At 72.7% G+C, this 17,384-nt stretch carries 15 protein-coding genes; 8 read left to right on the top strand and 7 right to left on the bottom strand.

Annotated elements, in window-relative coordinates; genetic code table 11:
- Nucleotides 1-60: 60 nt before the first annotated feature.
- The 3 genes from mgrA to AB0G10_RS10705 are packed head-to-tail and all read left to right on the top strand — an operon-like array spanning nt 61 to nt 2,461.
- Entirely contained in the window at nt 61-1,056 is a 996-nt protein-coding gene (mgrA, locus tag AB0G10_RS10715) for an L-glyceraldehyde 3-phosphate reductase (RefSeq protein ID WP_360918575.1), read from the top strand.
- Entirely contained in the window at nt 1,056-1,712 is a 657-nt protein-coding gene (locus AB0G10_RS10710) for a nucleotidyltransferase domain-containing protein (protein ID WP_360918574.1), read from the top strand. Before mgrA ends, AB0G10_RS10710 begins: the two co-directional genes overlap by 1 nt.
- The gene (locus AB0G10_RS10705) at nt 1,709-2,461 is read left to right on the top strand and encodes a nucleotidyltransferase domain-containing protein (protein WP_360918572.1); all 753 of its coding nucleotides are present in this window, start codon (nt 1,709-1,711) and stop codon (nt 2,459-2,461) included. The genes AB0G10_RS10710 and AB0G10_RS10705 overlap by 4 nt, the downstream gene beginning before the upstream one ends.
- A 111-nt stretch (nt 2,462-2,572) precedes the next feature.
- On the opposite strand, the gene AB0G10_RS10700 is transcribed toward AB0G10_RS10705, so the two are convergent.
- Nucleotides 2,573-3,763 (bottom strand): DUF4037 domain-containing protein, encoded by a 1,191-nt coding sequence (locus AB0G10_RS10700; RefSeq protein ID WP_360918571.1) that lies wholly within the window; start codon nt 3,761-3,763, stop codon nt 2,573-2,575.
- A gap of 205 nt (nt 3,764-3,968) precedes the next feature.
- Here AB0G10_RS10700 and AB0G10_RS10695 point away from each other — a divergent pair, with 205 nt between their 5' ends.
- Nucleotides 3,969-4,310, top strand: a complete 342-nt coding sequence (locus AB0G10_RS10695; protein WP_360918569.1) for a hypothetical protein — start codon at nt 3,969-3,971, stop codon at nt 4,308-4,310.
- Nucleotides 4,307-4,948, top strand: a complete 642-nt coding sequence (locus AB0G10_RS10690; RefSeq protein WP_360918568.1) for a nucleotidyl transferase AbiEii/AbiGii toxin family protein — start codon at nt 4,307-4,309, stop codon at nt 4,946-4,948. Before AB0G10_RS10695 ends, AB0G10_RS10690 begins: the two co-directional genes overlap by 4 nt.
- 284 nt (nt 4,949-5,232) lie before the next feature.
- On the opposite strand, the gene AB0G10_RS10685 is transcribed toward AB0G10_RS10690, so the two are convergent.
- From AB0G10_RS10685 to AB0G10_RS10670, 4 genes are read right to left on the bottom strand one after another with little or no spacing between them, the layout of a single operon-like run.
- Nucleotides 5,233-7,440, bottom strand: coding sequence for an EAL domain-containing protein (locus AB0G10_RS10685; RefSeq protein WP_360918566.1), 2,208 nt, complete (start codon nt 7,438-7,440; stop codon nt 5,233-5,235).
- 5 nt (nt 7,441-7,445) lie between these two features.
- The gene (locus tag AB0G10_RS10680) at nt 7,446-8,255 is read right to left on the bottom strand and encodes an SAM-dependent methyltransferase (RefSeq protein WP_360918564.1); all 810 of its coding nucleotides are present in this window, start codon (nt 8,253-8,255) and stop codon (nt 7,446-7,448) included.
- Between the two features lie 34 nt (nt 8,256-8,289).
- On the bottom strand, nt 8,290-9,429 hold the full coding sequence (locus AB0G10_RS10675; protein WP_360918562.1) for an acyl-CoA dehydrogenase family protein: 1,140 nt from the start codon (nt 9,427-9,429) through the stop codon (nt 8,290-8,292).
- A gap of 2 nt (nt 9,430-9,431) precedes the next feature.
- The gene (locus AB0G10_RS10670) at nt 9,432-10,067 is read right to left on the bottom strand and encodes a TetR/AcrR family transcriptional regulator (protein ID WP_360918561.1); all 636 of its coding nucleotides are present in this window, start codon (nt 10,065-10,067) and stop codon (nt 9,432-9,434) included.
- Between the two features lie 123 nt (nt 10,068-10,190).
- On the opposite strand from AB0G10_RS10670, the gene AB0G10_RS10665 reads away from it, so the two are divergent.
- The gene (locus tag AB0G10_RS10665; RefSeq protein ID WP_360918559.1) at nt 10,191-13,130 is read left to right on the top strand and encodes a crotonase/enoyl-CoA hydratase family protein; all 2,940 of its coding nucleotides are present in this window, start codon (nt 10,191-10,193) and stop codon (nt 13,128-13,130) included.
- Complete coding sequence (locus AB0G10_RS10660) at nt 13,130-14,719, top strand: AMP-binding protein (RefSeq protein WP_360918557.1); 1,590 nt, start codon at nt 13,130-13,132, stop codon at nt 14,717-14,719. The genes AB0G10_RS10665 and AB0G10_RS10660 overlap by 1 nt, the downstream gene beginning before the upstream one ends.
- 35 nt (nt 14,720-14,754) lie before the next feature.
- Here AB0G10_RS10660 and AB0G10_RS10655 read toward each other — a convergent pair whose 3' ends face one another.
- Nucleotides 14,755-15,654: an NADP-dependent oxidoreductase gene (locus tag AB0G10_RS10655; RefSeq protein WP_360918555.1), complete on the bottom strand. Its 900-nt coding sequence runs from the start codon at nt 15,652-15,654 to the stop codon at nt 14,755-14,757.
- 74 nt (nt 15,655-15,728) lie between these two features.
- Here AB0G10_RS10655 and AB0G10_RS10650 point away from each other — a divergent pair, with 74 nt between their 5' ends.
- Nucleotides 15,729-16,718, top strand: a complete 990-nt coding sequence (locus AB0G10_RS10650) for an AraC family transcriptional regulator (RefSeq protein ID WP_360918553.1) — start codon at nt 15,729-15,731, stop codon at nt 16,716-16,718.
- Here the strand turns inward: AB0G10_RS10650 and AB0G10_RS10645 are convergent.
- Nucleotides 16,709-17,341, bottom strand: a complete 633-nt coding sequence (locus AB0G10_RS10645) for a DivIVA domain-containing protein (protein WP_360918551.1) — start codon at nt 17,339-17,341, stop codon at nt 16,709-16,711. The genes AB0G10_RS10650 and AB0G10_RS10645 overlap by 10 nt on opposite strands.
- Nucleotides 17,342-17,384: the final 43 nt, after the last annotated feature.

The following is a 17,384-nucleotide window of genomic DNA, read 5'->3' as shown; positions in this document are numbered from 1 at the left end:
GCCGGCACGACCAACCTACCAGCGCGCACCCGGTGGGATCACCGTCCTAGGGTGTGGTGTGTGACGTACACCCCTGATTCCACCCGCTACGACGCCATGACCTACCGGCGCTCCGGTCGCAGCGGCCTGAAGCTCCCCGCCATCTCCCTCGGCCTCTGGCACAACTTCGGCGACACCCGCGCCTTCGAGACGCAGCGCGCCATCGTGCGCCGCGCGTTCGACCTCGGCGTGACCCACTTCGACCTGGCGAACAACTACGGCCCCCCGCCCGGCAGCGCCGAGGCGAACTTCGGCCGGCTCCTCGCCGGCGACCTCAAGCCGTTCCGGGACGAGCTGATCGTCTCGACGAAGGCCGGCTACACCATGTGGGACGGGCCCTACGGCGACTGGGGATCGCGCAAGTACCTGGTGTCGTCGCTGGACCAGTCGCTGCGGCGGATGGGCCTCGACTACGTCGACATCTTCTACCACCACCGGCCCGACCCGGAGACGCCGCTCTACGAGACCGCTGCGGCTCTCGACGCGATCGTCCGGTCGGGCAGGGCGCTCTACGTCGGCATCTCCAACTACAAGTCGGCGCAGGCCGCGGAGATCGCCGGCATCCTGCGGGACCTCGGCACCCCGCTGCTGATCCACCAGCCCTCCTACTCGATCCTCAACCGCTGGATCGAGCACGACCGGCTGCTCGACACCCTCGAGGACGCCGGCGCCGGCTGCATCGCGTTCAGCCCGCTGCAGCAGGGCCTGCTCACCGACCGCTACCTCGGCGGCATCCCGGACGACTCGCGGATCCGCACCAGCGTCTTCCTCAACGAGAGCGCCCTGGACAGCAAGACCATGGGCCGGCTGCACGCGCTCAACGACATCGCGAAGCGCCGCGGCCAGTCCCTCGCCCAGCTGGCCCTCTCCTGGGCGCTGCGCGACCAGCGGATGACCAGCCTCATCATCGGCGCCTCCAGCGTCGGCCAGCTGGAGAACAACATCGCCGCCCTCGCCGGTCCCGCGCTGACCGCCGCCGAGCTCGACGAGATCGACGGAACGGTCATCGACCTCTGATGATCGGCCTCGCACTGTCGGTCGTGGTCGGCTCGCGGGCCTACGGACTGTCCGGTCCCGGGTCCGACCACGACCGGCGGGGCGTCTTCGTGGCGCCCACCCGGTCCTTCTGGAGCCTCGACAAGCCCCCGACGCACTTCGACGGCCCCCGCGACGAGGAGTTCAACTGGGAGGTCGAGCGCTTCTGCGCGCTCGCGGCGCAGGCGAACCCGACGGTCCTCGAAGTCCTCTGGTCGCCGCTCGTCGAGACGATCACGCCGGACGGCGCGGCCCTGCGCGGGGCACGGCAGGCGTTCCTCTCCCGGCGCGTTGCCGAGACGTACGGCAGCTACGCCCGCGACCAGCTCAAGAAGGTCGACGCCCGCCGGGCCCGCACCGGCGAGACCAACCACAAGCAGGCCATGCACATGATCCGCCTGCTGATGGCGGGCGCCCACGTGCTGCGCACCGGCGAGGTCCTGGTCGACGTCACCCCGCTGCGCGACCGGCTGCTCGCGGTCAAGCGCGGCGACGTTCCCTGGCCCGAGGTCACCGCCTGGTCCGCGGACCTGCAGGCCGACCTGGCCGCGGCGGCCGCGTCGACGGCCCTGCCGGAGCACCCGGACCGGATTCGCATCGACACCCTGCTGCACGAGATCCGGGAGCACAACCTGTGACCATCGACGTGCCGGCCTGGGCCGCCGAGACCGCCCGCGCCCTCCCCTACCCGCTGATCTTCGCGACGGTCAGCGGCGCCCACCTGTACGGCTTCGCCTCCGTCGACTCCGACCTCGACCTGCGCGCCGCCCACCTGCTGCCGGCCGCCGAGGTGGTCGGCCTGCGTACCGGCCCGGAGACCCTGCAGCACGAGGGCGTCCGCGACGGCGTCGAGCTCGACGTCGTCAGCCACGACCTGCTCAAGTTCGCCCGCCTGCTGAACAGCCGCAACGGCTACGTCCTGGAGCAGCTGCTCTCCCCGCTCGTGGTGGTCACCAGCGAGGTGCACGCATCGTTGATCGCCCTGGCGCCCGGCCTGCTGACCCGCCACCACGCCCACCACTACCTCGGTTTCGCCGCCACCCAGGAGCGCCTCCACCAGCGCACCGGCGAGCTGAAGCCGGCCCTGTACACCCTGCGGGTCCTGCTCACCGGCATCCACCTGATGCGCACCGGCCGGCTGGAGACCGACCTGGCCGTGCTGGGCCGGTCCCTCCCCTACGTCCCGGACCTGATCGGCCGCAAGCGCGAGGCCGAGCACGCCCCCTTCCCGCCCGAGGCCGCCGCCCACCTCGCCGCCGACATCCCGCGGCTGAGGGCCGAGCTGGAACAGGCCCGGGACACGTCATCCCTCCCCGACCACCCGGATCCGGCGGCGGTCGATGCCCTCGACGCCCTGGTGATCCGCAGCCGCCTGGCCACGGCCTAGCCGCACTGCCACGCTGTCAAAGTCCGAAGTTCTCTGCACGAGCTGGTGGTCGTGACCAGGAGCCGTGCACGGGAGGGTGAACTTTCCGCTCCACCCGCACGCCCTTGCCGGTCAGCGTCCGGACCAGGCGGCGGAGATCGTCGAGCTTCGGTCGGGTGGTGTCCTTGCCGGATGCCTTGTCGTACTCCAACTCGACGCATCACCGTGAGTCGGCATGGGACTGTCCACCGCTGCCATGATCTTTCGGGTCAGCTCCGGACGGACCAAGACGTCGGTGCTGTCGACGTACTGGTCGATTCCGCCGACCAGCGGCAAATCGGTCAAGGCGACATCGCCGACGCGGTTGATCAACGCCGCGGTGAAACGGGCGGCGTCGATGACCGGGTAAGGCCGGTCGAAGAACGGCCGCCGGGTGGGATCGACCGGGTCGGCGAGGCCGAGCCGGTTCTGCCAGCGGCCGGCCGCCTCGTAGGCAGTGCACAGCGCCGCCTGCCGGCGTCTCGGGTCGCGAGTGTCTACGGCGTCGTGCAGTGCGGCGGCGATCTCGTCGATGTCCGGCAGGGCGGCGAACGCCGTACCCAACCATTTGCTGTACGGCGGATACCGGCGCGCCAACAGCAGACACAACCGCATGACCTCCCGGGCCAGTCGAGCGGTGATCAGCCGGCCACCGAGCTCGTCGCCGGCCTCGGCGGCACGTCCGACGAACGCTTCCTCCTGCCCGATGCGGGCCCATTGGGCCGCCAATAGGTATCGCCACACATCGTCGGGATACCACCGCAACCGTTGACGCATGGCGGTCAGTTCGCCGAGGTCGTCATGGAAGATCGCCCCACCGACGGCTTCGGCCAACCGCTGCGCGGGCGTAGCCAGCCAATCCGCAACGGTGGGTCCGCAGCGTGCGTCGAAGCCGACCTGGCCGACAGACCAACTCGCCACGTCGGTGATGTCCACGCGGTGGGCCACCGGGCCGGTCGTGGCGGCCATGACCTGCACCCGCGCCCCCGGCGGCTCGAAGTTGGTCGGCCAGCCGTCGACCTGCTTGGGAAGCCGTGCCGTCAGCAGTGCCGAAAGGTTCTCGCCGTGCCGAACGGCGTCCTGAGCGGACAAGAACAGCTGCAGCCGGGGTCCCCAGTCATGATCGACGGAACGTTCGGTATCGAAGCCGAGGACCTCCGAGCCCGGGCCCACCCGCGCGGCGGCGTGCGGCAGTCCCGGATACACCTCATCCAAGAGCGGGCGGACAGCTTCGAAGTAGAAGAGCCTGCACAGGTGCAGGCCGGGCAGAAATGGAGGCAGCACGTCGCCACGCTACGGATCACCAGGCGCGAGCCGCACCTGGTTTGAAGAGGGGCGGGGCCGCTGCTGCTGGACGAGTGCGGTCAATCGTGCTTCGACACGGCCACCGGAGAAAGGCCGGTGAACAATTCGCGAAACACATCCCCTAAAGCATCCTAGGAACCTAGGCGTTTGCCTCCAGTGGGCCGATCATGTTTAGTCTGATGACATGTCCGCGAGCGCAACCCCGGTGATCCATCTGGCCCGCCCGCACCGGCCGGTCGTGGTGGCGGGGACCCTGAGCGAGCTGAGCGGCCCCACTACCGGCCTCGTCGAACTGCCGCTCCGCCTCTGGTGGCACCCGCAGCGGGCGTTCGATCTCGGCCATCACACGATGCTGTTGTGGATGTACGAGAACGTCCTCCGCGAAGCAATTCGCGTCGACGAACTGCGCCGCTATCTCGACGGCGCGACCCTGGAAAACGTCTGGGCCGAGTTGAATATCCCGCGCGCCGTCCGGGCCGCCTGGGAAACGCGCCATCCCCGGCTGCGGGCCCGCGTCGCCGCGTGAGCATCGACGACTTCTTCCAGGACGTCGCCCGGATCGCCCTCAACGTCGCCGACAAGCACGGCTTCGTGCTGGGCGGCGGCGTCGCCTGGCTGGTGAACGGCCTGGTGGCGCGTCCCACCGAGGACATCGACCTGTTCACCGACACGGCCGGTGCGGTCCAGGTGGCGGCCGGCGAGGTGACGGCCGCGCTGCGCCGGGCCGGTTACCGGGTGGTCCGCGAGGAGGGCGACGAGCTGTTCGAGGGGATGGACGCCGACATCCAGGAGTTCCTGGTCGCGTCGGACAGCCGGGCGCTGCGCCTGACGCTGTGCCGCCTGGACCGGCACCGCACCCCGGTGGTCATGGACGTCGGCCCGGTCATGCACCTCGACGATCTGGTGGCGACGAAGGTGGCCGCGCTGGTGAACCGCCGTGAGGTCCGCGACTACATCGACGTCGCCGCGGCGCTGGAGCGCTATCCGCTCGACCGCATCCTGCAGCTGGCGCACGCCGCCGATCCGGCGCTCGACCCGGGGGACATCGCCGACGCGGGCCGTTACCTCGATCGCCTGGACGACGCCCGGTTCGCCCTCTACGGGCTTGATCGCGGTGCCATCCGGGACCTTCGCGCGCGCTTGGCCGATTGGCCGAGAGCCTGATCCGTACGCCGGAAGCCCCGTGCGCAGGGAGTCCCCGCCGCGCCGGACCGCCGGCGGATTGACCTCAACCGGGCTTCAGGTCCTAGCGTTCGCCCATGACCGAACCCGTGGTGGAGCCGGCCCTCCACTGGACCGGGCTGGCGCACCGGGCGCTGATCGCGTTCACCCGGGCCCGCCAGGCCGACCTGGGCCTGACGCACCCCCAGTTCTGCCTGCTCGACGCCCTCGAACGGCAGGACGGCCGCACCGTGGCCGAGCTCCGCCGCGCCCTGCGCCCGCACCTCTCACCGGCCGACGACCTCGCCGCCGAGGCCGAGGCCCTGCTCGACCACCGGCACATCACCGTCGACCGGCACGGCCGCCTCCGGATCACCGCGGCCGGCCGCCGGCTCTGCGACGACGTCCGCAGCCACCTCCCCGAGATCACCGCGACGATCCACGCCGGCATCCCGGACGCCGACTACGACGCGGCGCTGGCGGTGCTCCAGCGGATGATCCGTAACGTCTCCTGACCGGCGCAGCAGCTCGGTCACCCCGGCGGGCCGCTGCGGACGGGCGAACAGCCACCCCTGGCCGGTGTCGCAGCCCAGGTCGCGCAGCCGGTCGGCCTGGGGCCGGGTCTCGACCGCCTCGGCGGTGACCGACAGGCCGATCGCGTGCGCCAGCCGGACGATCGTCGCGACGATCTCCACGTCCACCGTCGACGCCGTCCGGAGCCCGTCGACGAACGGGCCGGCCAGCTTGAGGATGTGCACCGGCAGGCGGCGCAGGTAGGCGAGGTTGGAATACCCGGTGCCGAAGTCGTCGATGGCGATCCGGATGCCCCGGTCGGCGAGGGCCCGCAGCGGCGCCGAGTCGTTGTCCATCACGGCGCTCTCGGTCAGCTCCAGCACCAGCAGCGCCGGGTCGAGGCCGGTCCGGGCCAGGATCTTCTCGACGTCGGCGGGCAGCGTCGGCTCGTGCACCTGGGAGACGGTCATGTTGACGCTGACCGCGAGCTCCCGGTCCGGGAACTCGCGGGCCCACCACGCGGCCTGCGCGCACGCCTCCTCGAGCACCCAGCGGCCCAGCGGCACGATCAGCCCGGTCTCCTCGGCGAGCGGGATGAACCGGTCCGGGCTCAGCTCGCCGTGCACCGGGTGCTGCCAGCGGATCAGGGCCTCGACGCCGCGCAGCCGCCCGTCGGCGAGCCCGACGAGCGGCTGGTAGACCAGGGTGAACTCGCGCCGGTCGAGGGCGTCGGGCATCTCGGCGGCGAGCTCGTAGCGGGCCGCCTGTTTCGCGTCGCGGCCCGGGTCGTAGGTGACGTACCGGCCGCGGCCCTCCGACTTGGCGACGTAGAGGGCCAGGTCGGCGGCCTTCATGAGGTCGGCCGGGCTGGTGTCGCGGGCCAGGCTGTCGACCACGCCGACGCTCGCCGAGATCCGGGTCCGGTGCCGGCCCAGCTGGAACGGCCGGGACAGCGCCCGCAGCACCGACGCGGCGAGGGTGGTCAGCTCGTCCGGCCCGGACGGGTCCGCCACGAGCAGCACGAACTCGTCGCCGCTCATCCGGCCGGCGACCCGCCGCGGGCCCCCGGCGCACTCCCGCAGCCGGTCCGCGACCGCGGCGAGCAGCTCGTCGCCGACCTGGTGGCCGAGGGTGTCGTTGACCCGTTTGAAGCCGTCCAGGTCGAGGAAGCAGGCGCCGACCCGGGTGTCCGGCCCGGCCTCCGCGAAGATCCGGCCGAGCCGGTCGGCGATCATCGTGCGGTTCGGCAGGCCGGTCAGCGGGTCGTGGGTGGCCTGGTGCTCGAGCCGGTCCTGCAGGCTGAGCCGGTCGGTGATGTCCTGGACCATCGCGATGGTGAACTCGGGGGCGCCGTCGTCGTCGCGGATCAGCGACGAGGTCATGTCGGTCCAGACCACGCCGCCGTCGGCCCGGTAGTACGCCTTCTCCAGCCGCACGTGGTCGCGCTCGCCGGCGATCAGTTCCTCGTACATCCGCCACATCTGCGGCGGGTCGCTCGGGTGCCCGAGGTCGGGCACCCGCAGCCCGGACATCTCCTCGACGGTGTAGCCGAGCAGGTCGGCGAAGGCCTGGTTGACCCGGACGATCCGGCCGTCCATGGCCGAGATGCCGATGCCGACGGCCGCGTTCTGGAAGACCGCCCGCATCCGCGACTCGCTGGTGCGCAGGGCGCGCTCGGCGGCGGCGTGCGCGGCCAGGACCGCGGCGTTGAGCCGCTCCTGCTCGGCCATGGTGGCGGCCCGCAGCGCGCGGGTGTACCCGGCGGCGACCCGGGCGGCGACGGCCTGGTCGTCCAGGATCCGGATCGTCGCGGCCAGCACCTCCGGATCGGTCAGGTGCGCCTCGACCAGCCCCGCCCCGGCCGCCTCCGGGTCGTCGGCCAGCCGCGCGGCGAGCCGTTCCAGCAGCGCGTCCAGCTCCGCCGAGTCGAGCGGCACGAACATCGAGCGGGTCAGGGATCGCCGCCACCGCCGGGCGAACATCGGCGTCAACCCTTGCGGGCCACACCGGCGTAGGCGCCGACCCGCTCGGGGTGCTCGTCGACCGGGTCCTGCGGGTCCGGGCGCCATTCCGGGATGAAGACCAGACCGGGGTCCACCAGATCGAAACCGGCGAAGTACGCGGTGATCTCCGCACCGGAGCGCAGCGCGATCTCCGTCCCGGTGCGCGAGGACAACCGCTGCGCCTCGATCACCTCGGGCGGCTGGCCGTCGCCGGTCGCGTGCGAGACGAGCAGGAAGCTGCCCGGCGCGAGCGCGTCGCGCAGGGCCGCCACGGCCGACCCGGGGTCGTCGGCGTCCGGCACGAAGTGCAGCACCCCGGCCAGCAGCACCGCGACCGGCTCCCGGAAGTCGATCAGGCCGAGCTTCGCCGACTCGGCGAGGATCCGGTCGGCGTCCCGGACGTCGGCGCAGATCACCCCGGTCCCGGCCACCCCGGCCAGGATGGCCCGGCTGTGCTCGACGGCGACCGGGTCGATGTCGACGTAGACGACCTTCGACCCGGGGGCCGCCTCCAGCGCGATCTCGTGCACGTTGCCGGCCGTCGGGATGCCCGAGCCGATGTCGAGGAACTGCCGGATGCCCTGGTCGGCCAGGTAGCGCACGGCCCGGCGCAGGAAGACCCGGTTCGACCGCATGGTCTCGCCGATGTTCGGCGTCATCCCGGCGATCTGGTCGGCGAGCTGCCGGTCCACGGCGAAGTTGTGCGCCCCGCCGAGGAAGTAGTCGTAGACGCGGGCGGCGCTGGGCCGATTCACGTCGATCCCGGCGGGTACCCAGTCGGTCGTTTCGGTCACGGACCCGGCCCTTCCTGCTAACGGCGATCGTCGATCAACGACCGTACCCGAAAATCTTCGCGGCGAGGTCGGTCATCACCTCCGTGGCGCCCGCGCCGATGCCGAGGATCCGGGTGTCGCGGTAGTGCCGCTCCACTTCGCTCTCCCGCATGTAGCCCATCCCGCCGTGCAGCTGCACCGCCTCGTCGACGACGTACTTGCAGGCGTCGACCGCCGCGTTCTTGGCGAGGCACGCCTCGCCGGCCACGAAGTCGCCGGCCGCGTGCCGCCGGGCGACCTCCCGGGTGTAGGTCCGGGCCAGTTCGATGCGCTGCCGCATCTGGACCAGCTTGTGCTGCACCACCTGCCGGGCGACCAGCGGCTTCCCGAACGTCGCGCGCTGCCGGCAGTAGTCCAGCGACAGGTCGAGACAGCGCTGGGCCACCGAGTACGCGTGCACGGCCGCGATGATCCGCTCGGGCACGAACACCTGGCCGATCAGTGCGAACCCGCCGTTCTCCGCGCCGATCAGGTTGCGGGCCGGCACCCGGGCGCCGGCGAAGGACAGCTCGGCCGTGTCGGAGGCGAGCCAGCCCATCTTGTCGAGCCGGCGGGAGACGGTGAACCCGGGCGTGTCCCGGTCCACGACGAGCAGGCTGATACCGGAGGCGCCCGGTCCGCCGGTGCGCACCGCCGTGGTCACGAAGTCGGCCCGCACCCCCGAGGTGATGAACATCTTCGCGCCGTTCACGACGTACGCGTCGCCGTCCCGGACCGCCGTGGTGCGCAGGTGGGCCACGTCGGAGCCGGCGTCCGGCTCGGTGATGCCGAGCGCGCAGACCCGCTCACCGGCGAGCGCCGGGCGCACGTACCGATCAATGAGGTCTCGGTTGCCGGACGCGATGATGTGCGGGAGCGCGATGCCGTGGGTGAACAGCGCCGCGTGCGCGCCGGAGGAGCCGCCCGCCTCGAGGAACGCCTCGGTGGCGATCACCATGTCGACGGTGTCGCCGCCGTCGCCGCCGATCTCCTCGGGGAAGCCGACCGCGAACAGGCCGGCCTTCGCGAGCTCCCGGTGCACCGCGCGCGGGATCTCGCCGGCCTCCTCCCAGGCGGGCAGGTTCGGGAGGATCTCGCGGCCGACGAACTGCTTCATCGCCGCGGCCAGCGCCCGGCGCTCGGGGGTCTCGATCATGCCTAGCTCCTTCGGGGGTTCTCGACCAGGGTCCGCGGGTCGCGCCGGCCCAGCAGGATCGCGGCGGCCCGTTTCCAGCGGCGGATCAGGAGTTCCCGGCTCGCCAGGTCACCGCTGACGATGCCGGTCATGGCGAGGCCGGTGAGGACCTCGAACGTGAAGTGCACGACGGTGTCGACGCGCGGATCGTCGTCGAGCAGCTCGCGGGCGTGGTCCCGGAGCGTCCCGAAGATCTCCTTCTCGACGGCGACCAGGGCGTCGCGCAGGGCGGTGTCGGTGCGGGCCGCGTTCCACAGCTCGAGAGCGGCCCAGAAGATCGGCGAGGAGAAGTGCCGCCAGACCGCGTCGATGAACGCGTCCAGCGGCTCCGCGCCCGGCGGCGCCGCGGCCATCTCGGCCGCCATCCCGTCGAGGCGCCGCCGTGCCACGTGCTGCACCGCCGCGACCAGCAGGTCCACCTTGGTCGGGAAGTGGTGCAGCAGCGTGCCGCGCGGCACGTCCGCCCTGGCCAGGACCTCGGCGGTGGTGGTCTCGGCGTAGCCGCGCTCGACCAGGCACTGCACGGTCGCGTCCAGGATCTTCGACCGGGTCGTCTCGCTGCGCTGCGCCTGGGTGCGGCGCCGGTGTTCCGCTGTCACGGCAATAACCGTACGACTTGACGGTTAGTTCGGTCCAGAGTGCAAGATGACAGCGTAATGACAGGCCTTGTGGTGACCCCCGTCACTCGCTTACCGTCACGCCAGACTGTTAGGGAGACGTCTATGCCCGCTCGTCAGCGCCTCGCCATGCTCCGTGCGGCCGCCGCCTCGGCGCTGCCCCGGCGCGCGCGGGCCGCCGCGGCCGCCGAGGACACCGTCCCGCCGCCGCGCGAGCCGGCCCACCCGTTCGCGGCGTCCGCCGAGATCCCGGCCACGAAGGCGGCCGTCTTCGCGGTGCTCAGTGATCCGGCGCGGATGCCGGAGTGGCTGGTGCTGCACACCGGCTGGGCCGGCCCGCCGCCGGCCGCGTTCGCCGACGGCGTGCGCTTCGCGCAGCGCGTCACGCTCATGGGCATGCCCACCGAGGTGCGGTGGACGGTCTCGGGGGTACGCGCGGACAGCTTCCTGCACCTCGACGGCACCGGCCCGATGGGCATCGTCGTGGGCCTCTACCTGTCGCTCGGGACCACCCGGTCCGGCACCCTCGTGCGCGTCGACGGCGGGGTGGAGGGCGGCTCCGCCGACGGACCGCTCGGTCCGATGGTGGCCCGCAACCTGGCCGACGCCATGGTCACCTCGCTGACGCGCCTGGCCGGAGCGGTCACGACTGATCCTTCCCGGTCGGGCACGCGTCCCCCCGTACCCGGGGAAAACGCCACCCGGCAGGCGCCCGCGGCACCCGGGCCGCGCCCCGCCAAGCCCGCGCCGATCCACCACGAGCGGTCCGGCAGGGAGATCGACGCGTGGACGCCGGTGATCGTCGGCGTCGGCCAGGTCTCCGAGCGATCCACCGATCCGCGCGGCGCCGACCCGGTCTCCCTCGCCGTCCGCGCGCTGCACGCCGCCGAGCAGGACTGCGGCGCCTCCGGGGTCCTCGCCGCGGCCGACTCGGTGGCCTGGGTGCCGAGCGTGTCGTGGCAGTACGCGGACGGCGCCGCCCTGATCGCGGCGGCCGTCGGCGCGACCCCCGCCGAGACGGTCCGCAGCAGCACCTTCGGCGGCGACGGCGGCCTGCGGCTGATCAACGACGCGGCCGCGGTGATCGCTTCCGGTCACGCCGGCGTAGTGCTGGTGGCCGGCGCCGAAGCGGCCGCCACCGCTGCCGCCGCCGAGAAGGCCGGCCGCGCGCTGGGCTGGCCCGGACAGCCGGCGGGCACGGCCCCGAGCCGGGTGGTCGGCCGCGACCTGGAGCCGAACAACGAGCCGGAGACCGCGGCCGGGCTGGTCGCCCCGATCTGGATGTACGCGCTGATCGAATCCGCGATCCGCGCCCGCTCCGGGCTCTCGCCGGCCGACCACCTCGCCCGGATCACGGCGCTGTGGTCGCGGTTCTCCGAGGTGGCGGCCGGCAACGAGCACGCCTGGCTGCCGCACCGGAGGACCGCCCAGGAGCTGGCGACGCCGGACGGCGAGAACCGGCTCATCTCGGCGCCGTACTCCAAGCTGCTCACCGCGCACCTCCAGGTCAACCAGGCCACCGGGACCATCCTCTGCAGTGCCGCGGCGGCCGCCTCGCTCGGCATCCCGCAGGACCGGTGGGTGTTCCCGCACGCCGGGGCGCACGCGACCGACGAGTGGTTCGTGACGGAACGGTCGTCGCTGGCGTCCTCGCCGGCGATCCGGGCGGCGGGCCGGGCGGTGCTGGGTCACGCCGGCATCGACATCTCCGACATCACGCATGTCGACCTGTACGCCTGCTTCCCCTCCGCCGTCGAGATCGCCGCCGAGGAGCTGGGGCTGCCGCTCGACGATCCGGATCGGCCGCTGACCGTCACCGGCGGGCTCACCTTCGCGGGCGGGCCGGGCAACAACTACTCGGGGCACTCGGTCGCCAACCTCGTACCCCTGCTGCGCGCCGACCCGGCGGCGTCCGGCCTGGCCACCGCCCTCGGGTGGTACGCGACGAAGCACGCCGCAGCCGTCCTCTCGGCGACGCCGCCGGCCCGCCCGTTCGCCGACGTCGACGCCGACCTGCGGAGGGACCGGCCGCCGGCACGCCGGGCGCTCTCCTCCTACACCGGCCCGGCCGTGCTGGAGGCCTACACGATCCCCTACGAGCGCGACGGCCGTCCGTCCGCCGCGGTGATCACGGCGCTGACCCCGGACGGGGACCGGGTCGTACGCCGGATCCCCGACCCGGCGCCATTCCTCACCGGGGACCCCCTGGGCTGGACCCTCGACCTCTCCCCCGACGCCGTGACCGTTGCCGACACGTCCCGCTCCCCGCTCCCGCCGGCCGGCGAACCACCCCTCGTCGTCGAGTGGCACGGACCGGTCACCGTGTTCCGGCTGAACCGGCCGTCCGTCCGCAACGCCGTCGACCTGGCCACCGCCCGCGCCCTGGAACGCGCCGTCGACGCCTTCGAGGCCGACCCCGGCGCCCGGGTCGCCGTGCTGACCGGAAGTGACACCACCTTCTGCTCCGGGATGGACCTCAAGGCGGCGGCGCGCGGCGAATACCCGGTCACCGAGGGCCGCGGTCTGCTCGGCATCACGTCCCGCCCGCCCGCGAAGCCGCTGATCGCCGCGGTGGAGGGCGCCGCCCTCGCCGGCGGCTGCGAGCTCGCCCTCGCGGCCGACCTGATCGTCGCGGCCGAGGACGCCCGGTTCGGCATCCCCGAGGTCAAGCGGGGCCTGATCGCGGCGGCCGGCGGCGTGCTGCGGCTCGCCCGGTCGCTGCCCCGCAGCACCGCCCTCGAGATGGCGCTGACCGGCGCACCCCTGCCGGCCCGGCGCCTGCACGACCTCGGCCTGATCAACCGGATCACCCCGCCCGGCAAGGCCCTCGCCACCGCCCTCGAGATCGCGCAGGAGATCGCCGCCAACGCGCCTCTCGCCGTCCAGCTGTCCAAGCGCATCGTCGACGAGCACCGCGACTGGACCACCGCGGAGTCCTTCGACCGTCTCTCCGACTTCGCCGGCGAGGTGATCGGCTCGGCGGACGCCCGTGAGGGGATCCGCGCTTTCGCCGAGGGCCGAGCCCCCCAATGGAAGGGCCATTGATGAGTACGATCGAGCACCTGCACGCCGTCCTGCGGATGCACCAGATAGGCATCGTCAACCTGACCCGCCCCGACCGGCTCCTCAAGATGGCGAAGACCAACGGCCGGCTCGGCCCGCAGGCCGCCCTGATCATGAAGGCCGCCGCGGAACACCCGGACGCGCCGGCCCTCACCGACGAGCGCGGCACGATGACCTACCGCGAGCTCGACGAGCAGTCCAACGCGCTCGCCCACGCGCTGAAGAGCTTCGGCCTGCCGGACCGCTCGGTGGTGGGCGTGCTGGCCCGCGACCATCGGGGCCTGCTGCTGGCGATCAGCGCCACGGCCCGCGCCACCCTGCGCCTGGCCCTCATGAACACCGGCCTGGCGCCGGGTCAGCTGGCCCAGGTCGTCGACCGCGAAAAGGTACGAGTCCTCCTCCACGACGAGGAGTTCACCGACCTGGTCTCCGGGGTCTCCGTTCCCCGCTATGCGACCTGGGGTTCCTCCCCCGGCATCAGCACCATCGAGGAGCTGGCGGCCGGGCGTCCCGTGACGCCGCTGCCCCTGCCGGAGCGCCCCGGCGGCTTCATCATCCTGACCAGCGGTACCACCGGCCTCCCCAAGGGCGCCCCCCGCACCAAGGTGTCCCCTCTCGCGAGCGCCCTGATCGCCGACCGGATCCCGTTCCCCCGGCAGGGCGCCGCCGTGATCGCCTCGCCGCTCTTCCACAGCACCGGCTTCGGCGCCTGGACCGTGGGCCTCTCCCTCGCCAACCACGCGATCCTGCTCCGCCGCGCCGAGGCGGAGCGCGTCGTGGAGGCGATCGCCACCCATCGCGCGCAGATGCTGGTCGCCGTGCCGACGATCCTGACCCGGATCCTCGCCCTCGGCCCGGAGATCCTCGGCAAGTACGACACGTCGTCGCTGCGGTCGGTCTTCGTGGCCGGGTCGGCGCTCCCGGCCGAACTGACCGCCCGCTTCCAGGAGCAGTTCGGCGACGTCGTCTACAACGTGTACGGCTCCACCGAGGTCGCCGTCGCCGCCGTGGCCCAGCCCGCCGAAGCACGCCGCGCCCCCGGAACCGTCGGCAGACCTCCGGTCACCGTCCACGTGGCCCTCTTCGACCCGGACGGCAGGCGGATCACCACGCCCGGCACGATCGGCCGCGTCTTCGTGCGTACCGGCATCCCGTTCGAGGGCTACACCGACGGCCAGCACAAGCAGATCATCGACGGCTACATGTCCACCGGCGACCAGGGCCACTTCGACGCCGAGGGCCTGCTCTTCATCGACGGCCGTGACGACGACATGATCATTTCCGGCGCCGAGAACGTCTATCCGCAGGAGGTCGAGAACCTCCTGGCCGCCCGCGAGGACGTCATCGAGGCCGCCGTCATCGGCGTGGACGACCCGGAGTTCGGCAAGCGCCTCCGCGCCTTCGTGGTCCCGGCCGACGGCGCCACCCTCTCGGCCGACGACATCAGGGACTACGTCCGGGCGTCGCTGGCCCGCTACAAGGTCCCCCGAGACGTCGTCTTCCTCGACGAGCTCCCCCGCAACCCCACCGGCAAACTGATCCGCCGCAACCTCCCGACGGGCCCTCTCTGACCACCACCCCCACGAACCGCCGGGCCGCCGGGCCGTCACGGGACGACGATGGTCTTCCCTGCCGGCAGGGCTCCGGACTCGGCCTCGGCGTGCACCCGGGCCAGCTCGGTCAGCGGCCGGACCGCGGCGACCTCCACTCTCACCTCCCCCGCGTCGACGAGCTTCACCAGTTCGGACAGTTGCGCCGGATCGTCGCGCGCCACGAAGTGGACGCCCTTGACCAGCCCCGCCGGGGACTCATCCGAGACGTCCACCGGCACGGTCGCGGAGACGAGCACGCCGCCCGGGCGGAGCAGGGTCGTCAGATCGCCGACGGGGCCGGGCACGAAGTGCAGCGCCACGTCGATCGAACCGGGCGGCGGTCTCTCCACGCCGGCGCCCGCCCGGACCGCCGCCTCGGCACTCCTCGCCGAGGCGGCCGCGTAGACCCGCGCCCCCGCATGCCGGGCCAGCTGGATCGCCAGGCGGCCGACCGCTCCGGCGCCGTTGACCAGTACGCGCTGCCCGGCCGTCACCCTCCCGTGCTCGAACACCGCCTGCCACGCGGTCAGCCCGGCGATCGGCAGGGCCGCGGCATGGGCGAGCGGGATCGACGCCGGAGCCGCGACCAGGGCGGAGGCCGGCGCCACCGCATAGTCCGCCGCGGCGCCGCCGTCGAGACGCCCGATCACCGGATCACCGGCGGCGAAGGGGCCGGCGTGGGGACCGGGCCCGGACGCGACGACGGTGCCGGCGACGTCCCATCCCAGCACGTAGGGCAGATCCACCTCGACGACTCCCCGGAGGAGCCCCCGGCGCAACCCCACCTCGGACGGGTTGAAGGAGGTGGCCGCCACCCGCAGCAGCACCTCGCCGGGACCCGGCGACGGCCGGTCCACCTCATCGGTGGTGATCAGCTCGGGTTCCCCGTACGCATGCAATCGCCAAGCCCGCATGGCACCCAGCGTAGGAAGGCCACGGAGGACGCGGAATGTTCTTCGGTATCGGATTCATATTCTAAAGTCTCATCGTGGACGTGCTGAGCGACGCGGTGGCTTTGATGCGCACCGGACGGGTGCGGAGCGCACGGATGGGATGGGACGGGCCGTGGGCGCAGGCGTTCGCGCCGGTGCCGGGAGCGGCGGGCTTCCACGTGGTGCTGCACGGCGACTGCTGGCTGCTGCGTGACGGGTTCGCGCCGCTGCATCTGCGGACCGGCGACGTGGTGTTCCGCCCGCACGGCCGGGGACACGTCCTCGCCGACTCCCCCGCCACCCGGCCGGTCACCCCGGCGTGCGCACCCGGCGACCCGATCCTCGAGCCGCCCCCTGCGGGAGAGGAGACGATCACGCTGTGCGGGGCCTACGAGGTCGAGCCCGAGCTGGTCCACCCGATGATCAGCGACCTGCCCGAGCTGATCCATCTGCGGGCGCGTCCGGGAGACGGCATCACGGCCGGGCTGGGACCGGTGGTGGGGCAGCTCGCCACCGAACTCACCGAACCCGGACCGGGAAGTGATGCGCTGATTCCGGCACTGCTCGACATGATGCTGGTGCATGTGCTGCGGGCCTGGCTGCGCGGCGATCCCGGCGATCGCCGCGAGGCCGGGCGCGAGCCTGGAGGCGAAGGGTCCGCCGGGTGGGCGGTGGCGCTGCGGGATCCGGTGATCGGTGCGGCGCTGCGGGCCATGCATCGTGAGCCGGGGCGTGATTGGACGGTGGCCGGGCTCGCGGCGGAGGCGGGGTTGTCGCGGGCGCCGTTCGCGCGGCGGTTCGCGGCGGTGGCCGGGTGGCCGCCGATGGCGTATCTCACCTGGTGGCGGCTGTCCCTCGCGGCCCGGATGCTGCGGACCGGGGATCTGACGTTGCGCGGGGTCGCGGAGCGGGTGGGGTACGGGTCGGAGTTCGCCTTCGCGGCCGCCTTCAAGCGGCGGTTCGGGGTGGCGCCGGGGCGGTACCGGCGGGTCGAGCGAGAATCAGCCGATCGAGGGACGGCTATGCCGGGGGCGGCTCACTGGTAGGCGCTCGGCTCGTCCGCGTCGTGGAGCTGGCGGCTCACGTGGTCGCGCAGGGCCGCCAGGTAGGTCGACGCCAGCTGGGCCAGCTGCTGGATCTCCTGTTCCAGGGCGGCGCGCTCCACGACGATGCGGTCGAGGGCGGCCGCGTGCTCGTGCTGGGCCGCGGCCTCGGTGTTCTCGGCGGAGACGCGGGCGTCGGCCACCACCTGGTCGGCGCGGGACTGGGCCTCGGAGACCAGACCCTCGGCCTCGCCGCGGGCTTCGCGCAGGTGGTCGTCGGCGGTGCGCTGGGCCATCATGAGGACCCGCAGGTTGCGGTCGTCGGCGCCGGACGGACCGGCGGCGGCGCGGCTGCGCTCGAGTTCGGCCTGGAGGTCACGGGCGTGCTGCTCGGCCCGGTCGCGCTCGGCCGTGAGCTGGGCGAGCAGGCCCCGCAGGGCGGAGGGGTCCTCGTCCGGGCGGACCACGGCCCGCGTACGCAAGGTGCTGTTCTCCTCGATGAGGCGGGACAGCTCCTGCTCGACCTCGTCGAGGAAGGCGTCGACCTCCTCCTCGCCATACCCGCGTCGCCCGGCCGGCGGCGCCTTGAAGGCCATGTTCTGGATGTCGGCAGGGGTGAGTGGCATCCTGCTCCTCAGGCGAAACAAGCGAAACAGCGAAACGGCACAG

Source organism: Actinoplanes sp. NPDC023714 (assembly GCF_040639855.1).
GTDB lineage: Bacteria > Actinomycetota > Actinomycetes > Mycobacteriales > Micromonosporaceae > Actinoplanes.
The sequence above is the reverse complement of the archived record's forward strand: the minus strand, read 5'-3'. Positions and strand labels throughout refer to the sequence as shown.

Bases quoted from the DNA above. Each gene is read 5' to 3' on its own strand.
- AB0G10_RS10655 (WP_360918555.1), bottom strand. From the start codon at position 15,654: ATGCGGGCTTGGCGATTGCATGCGTACGGGGAACCCGAGCTGATCACC.
- AB0G10_RS10710 (WP_360918574.1), top strand. From the start codon at position 1,056: ATGATCGGCCTCGCACTGTCGGTCGTGGTCGGCTCGCGGGCCTACGGA.
- AB0G10_RS10665 (WP_360918559.1), top strand. From the start codon at position 10,191: ATGCCCGCTCGTCAGCGCCTCGCCATGCTCCGTGCGGCCGCCGCCTCG.
- AB0G10_RS10675 (WP_360918562.1), bottom strand. From the start codon at position 9,429: ATGATCGAGACCCCCGAGCGCCGGGCGCTGGCCGCGGCGATGAAGCAG.
- AB0G10_RS10660 (WP_360918557.1), top strand. From the start codon at position 13,130: ATGAGTACGATCGAGCACCTGCACGCCGTCCTGCGGATGCACCAGATA.
- AB0G10_RS10695 (WP_360918569.1), top strand. From the start codon at position 3,969: ATGTCCGCGAGCGCAACCCCGGTGATCCATCTGGCCCGCCCGCACCGG.
- AB0G10_RS10645 (WP_360918551.1), bottom strand. From the start codon at position 17,341: ATGCCACTCACCCCTGCCGACATCCAGAACATGGCCTTCAAGGCGCCG.
- AB0G10_RS10685 (WP_360918566.1), bottom strand. From the start codon at position 7,440: ATGTTCGCCCGGCGGTGGCGGCGATCCCTGACCCGCTCGATGTTCGTG.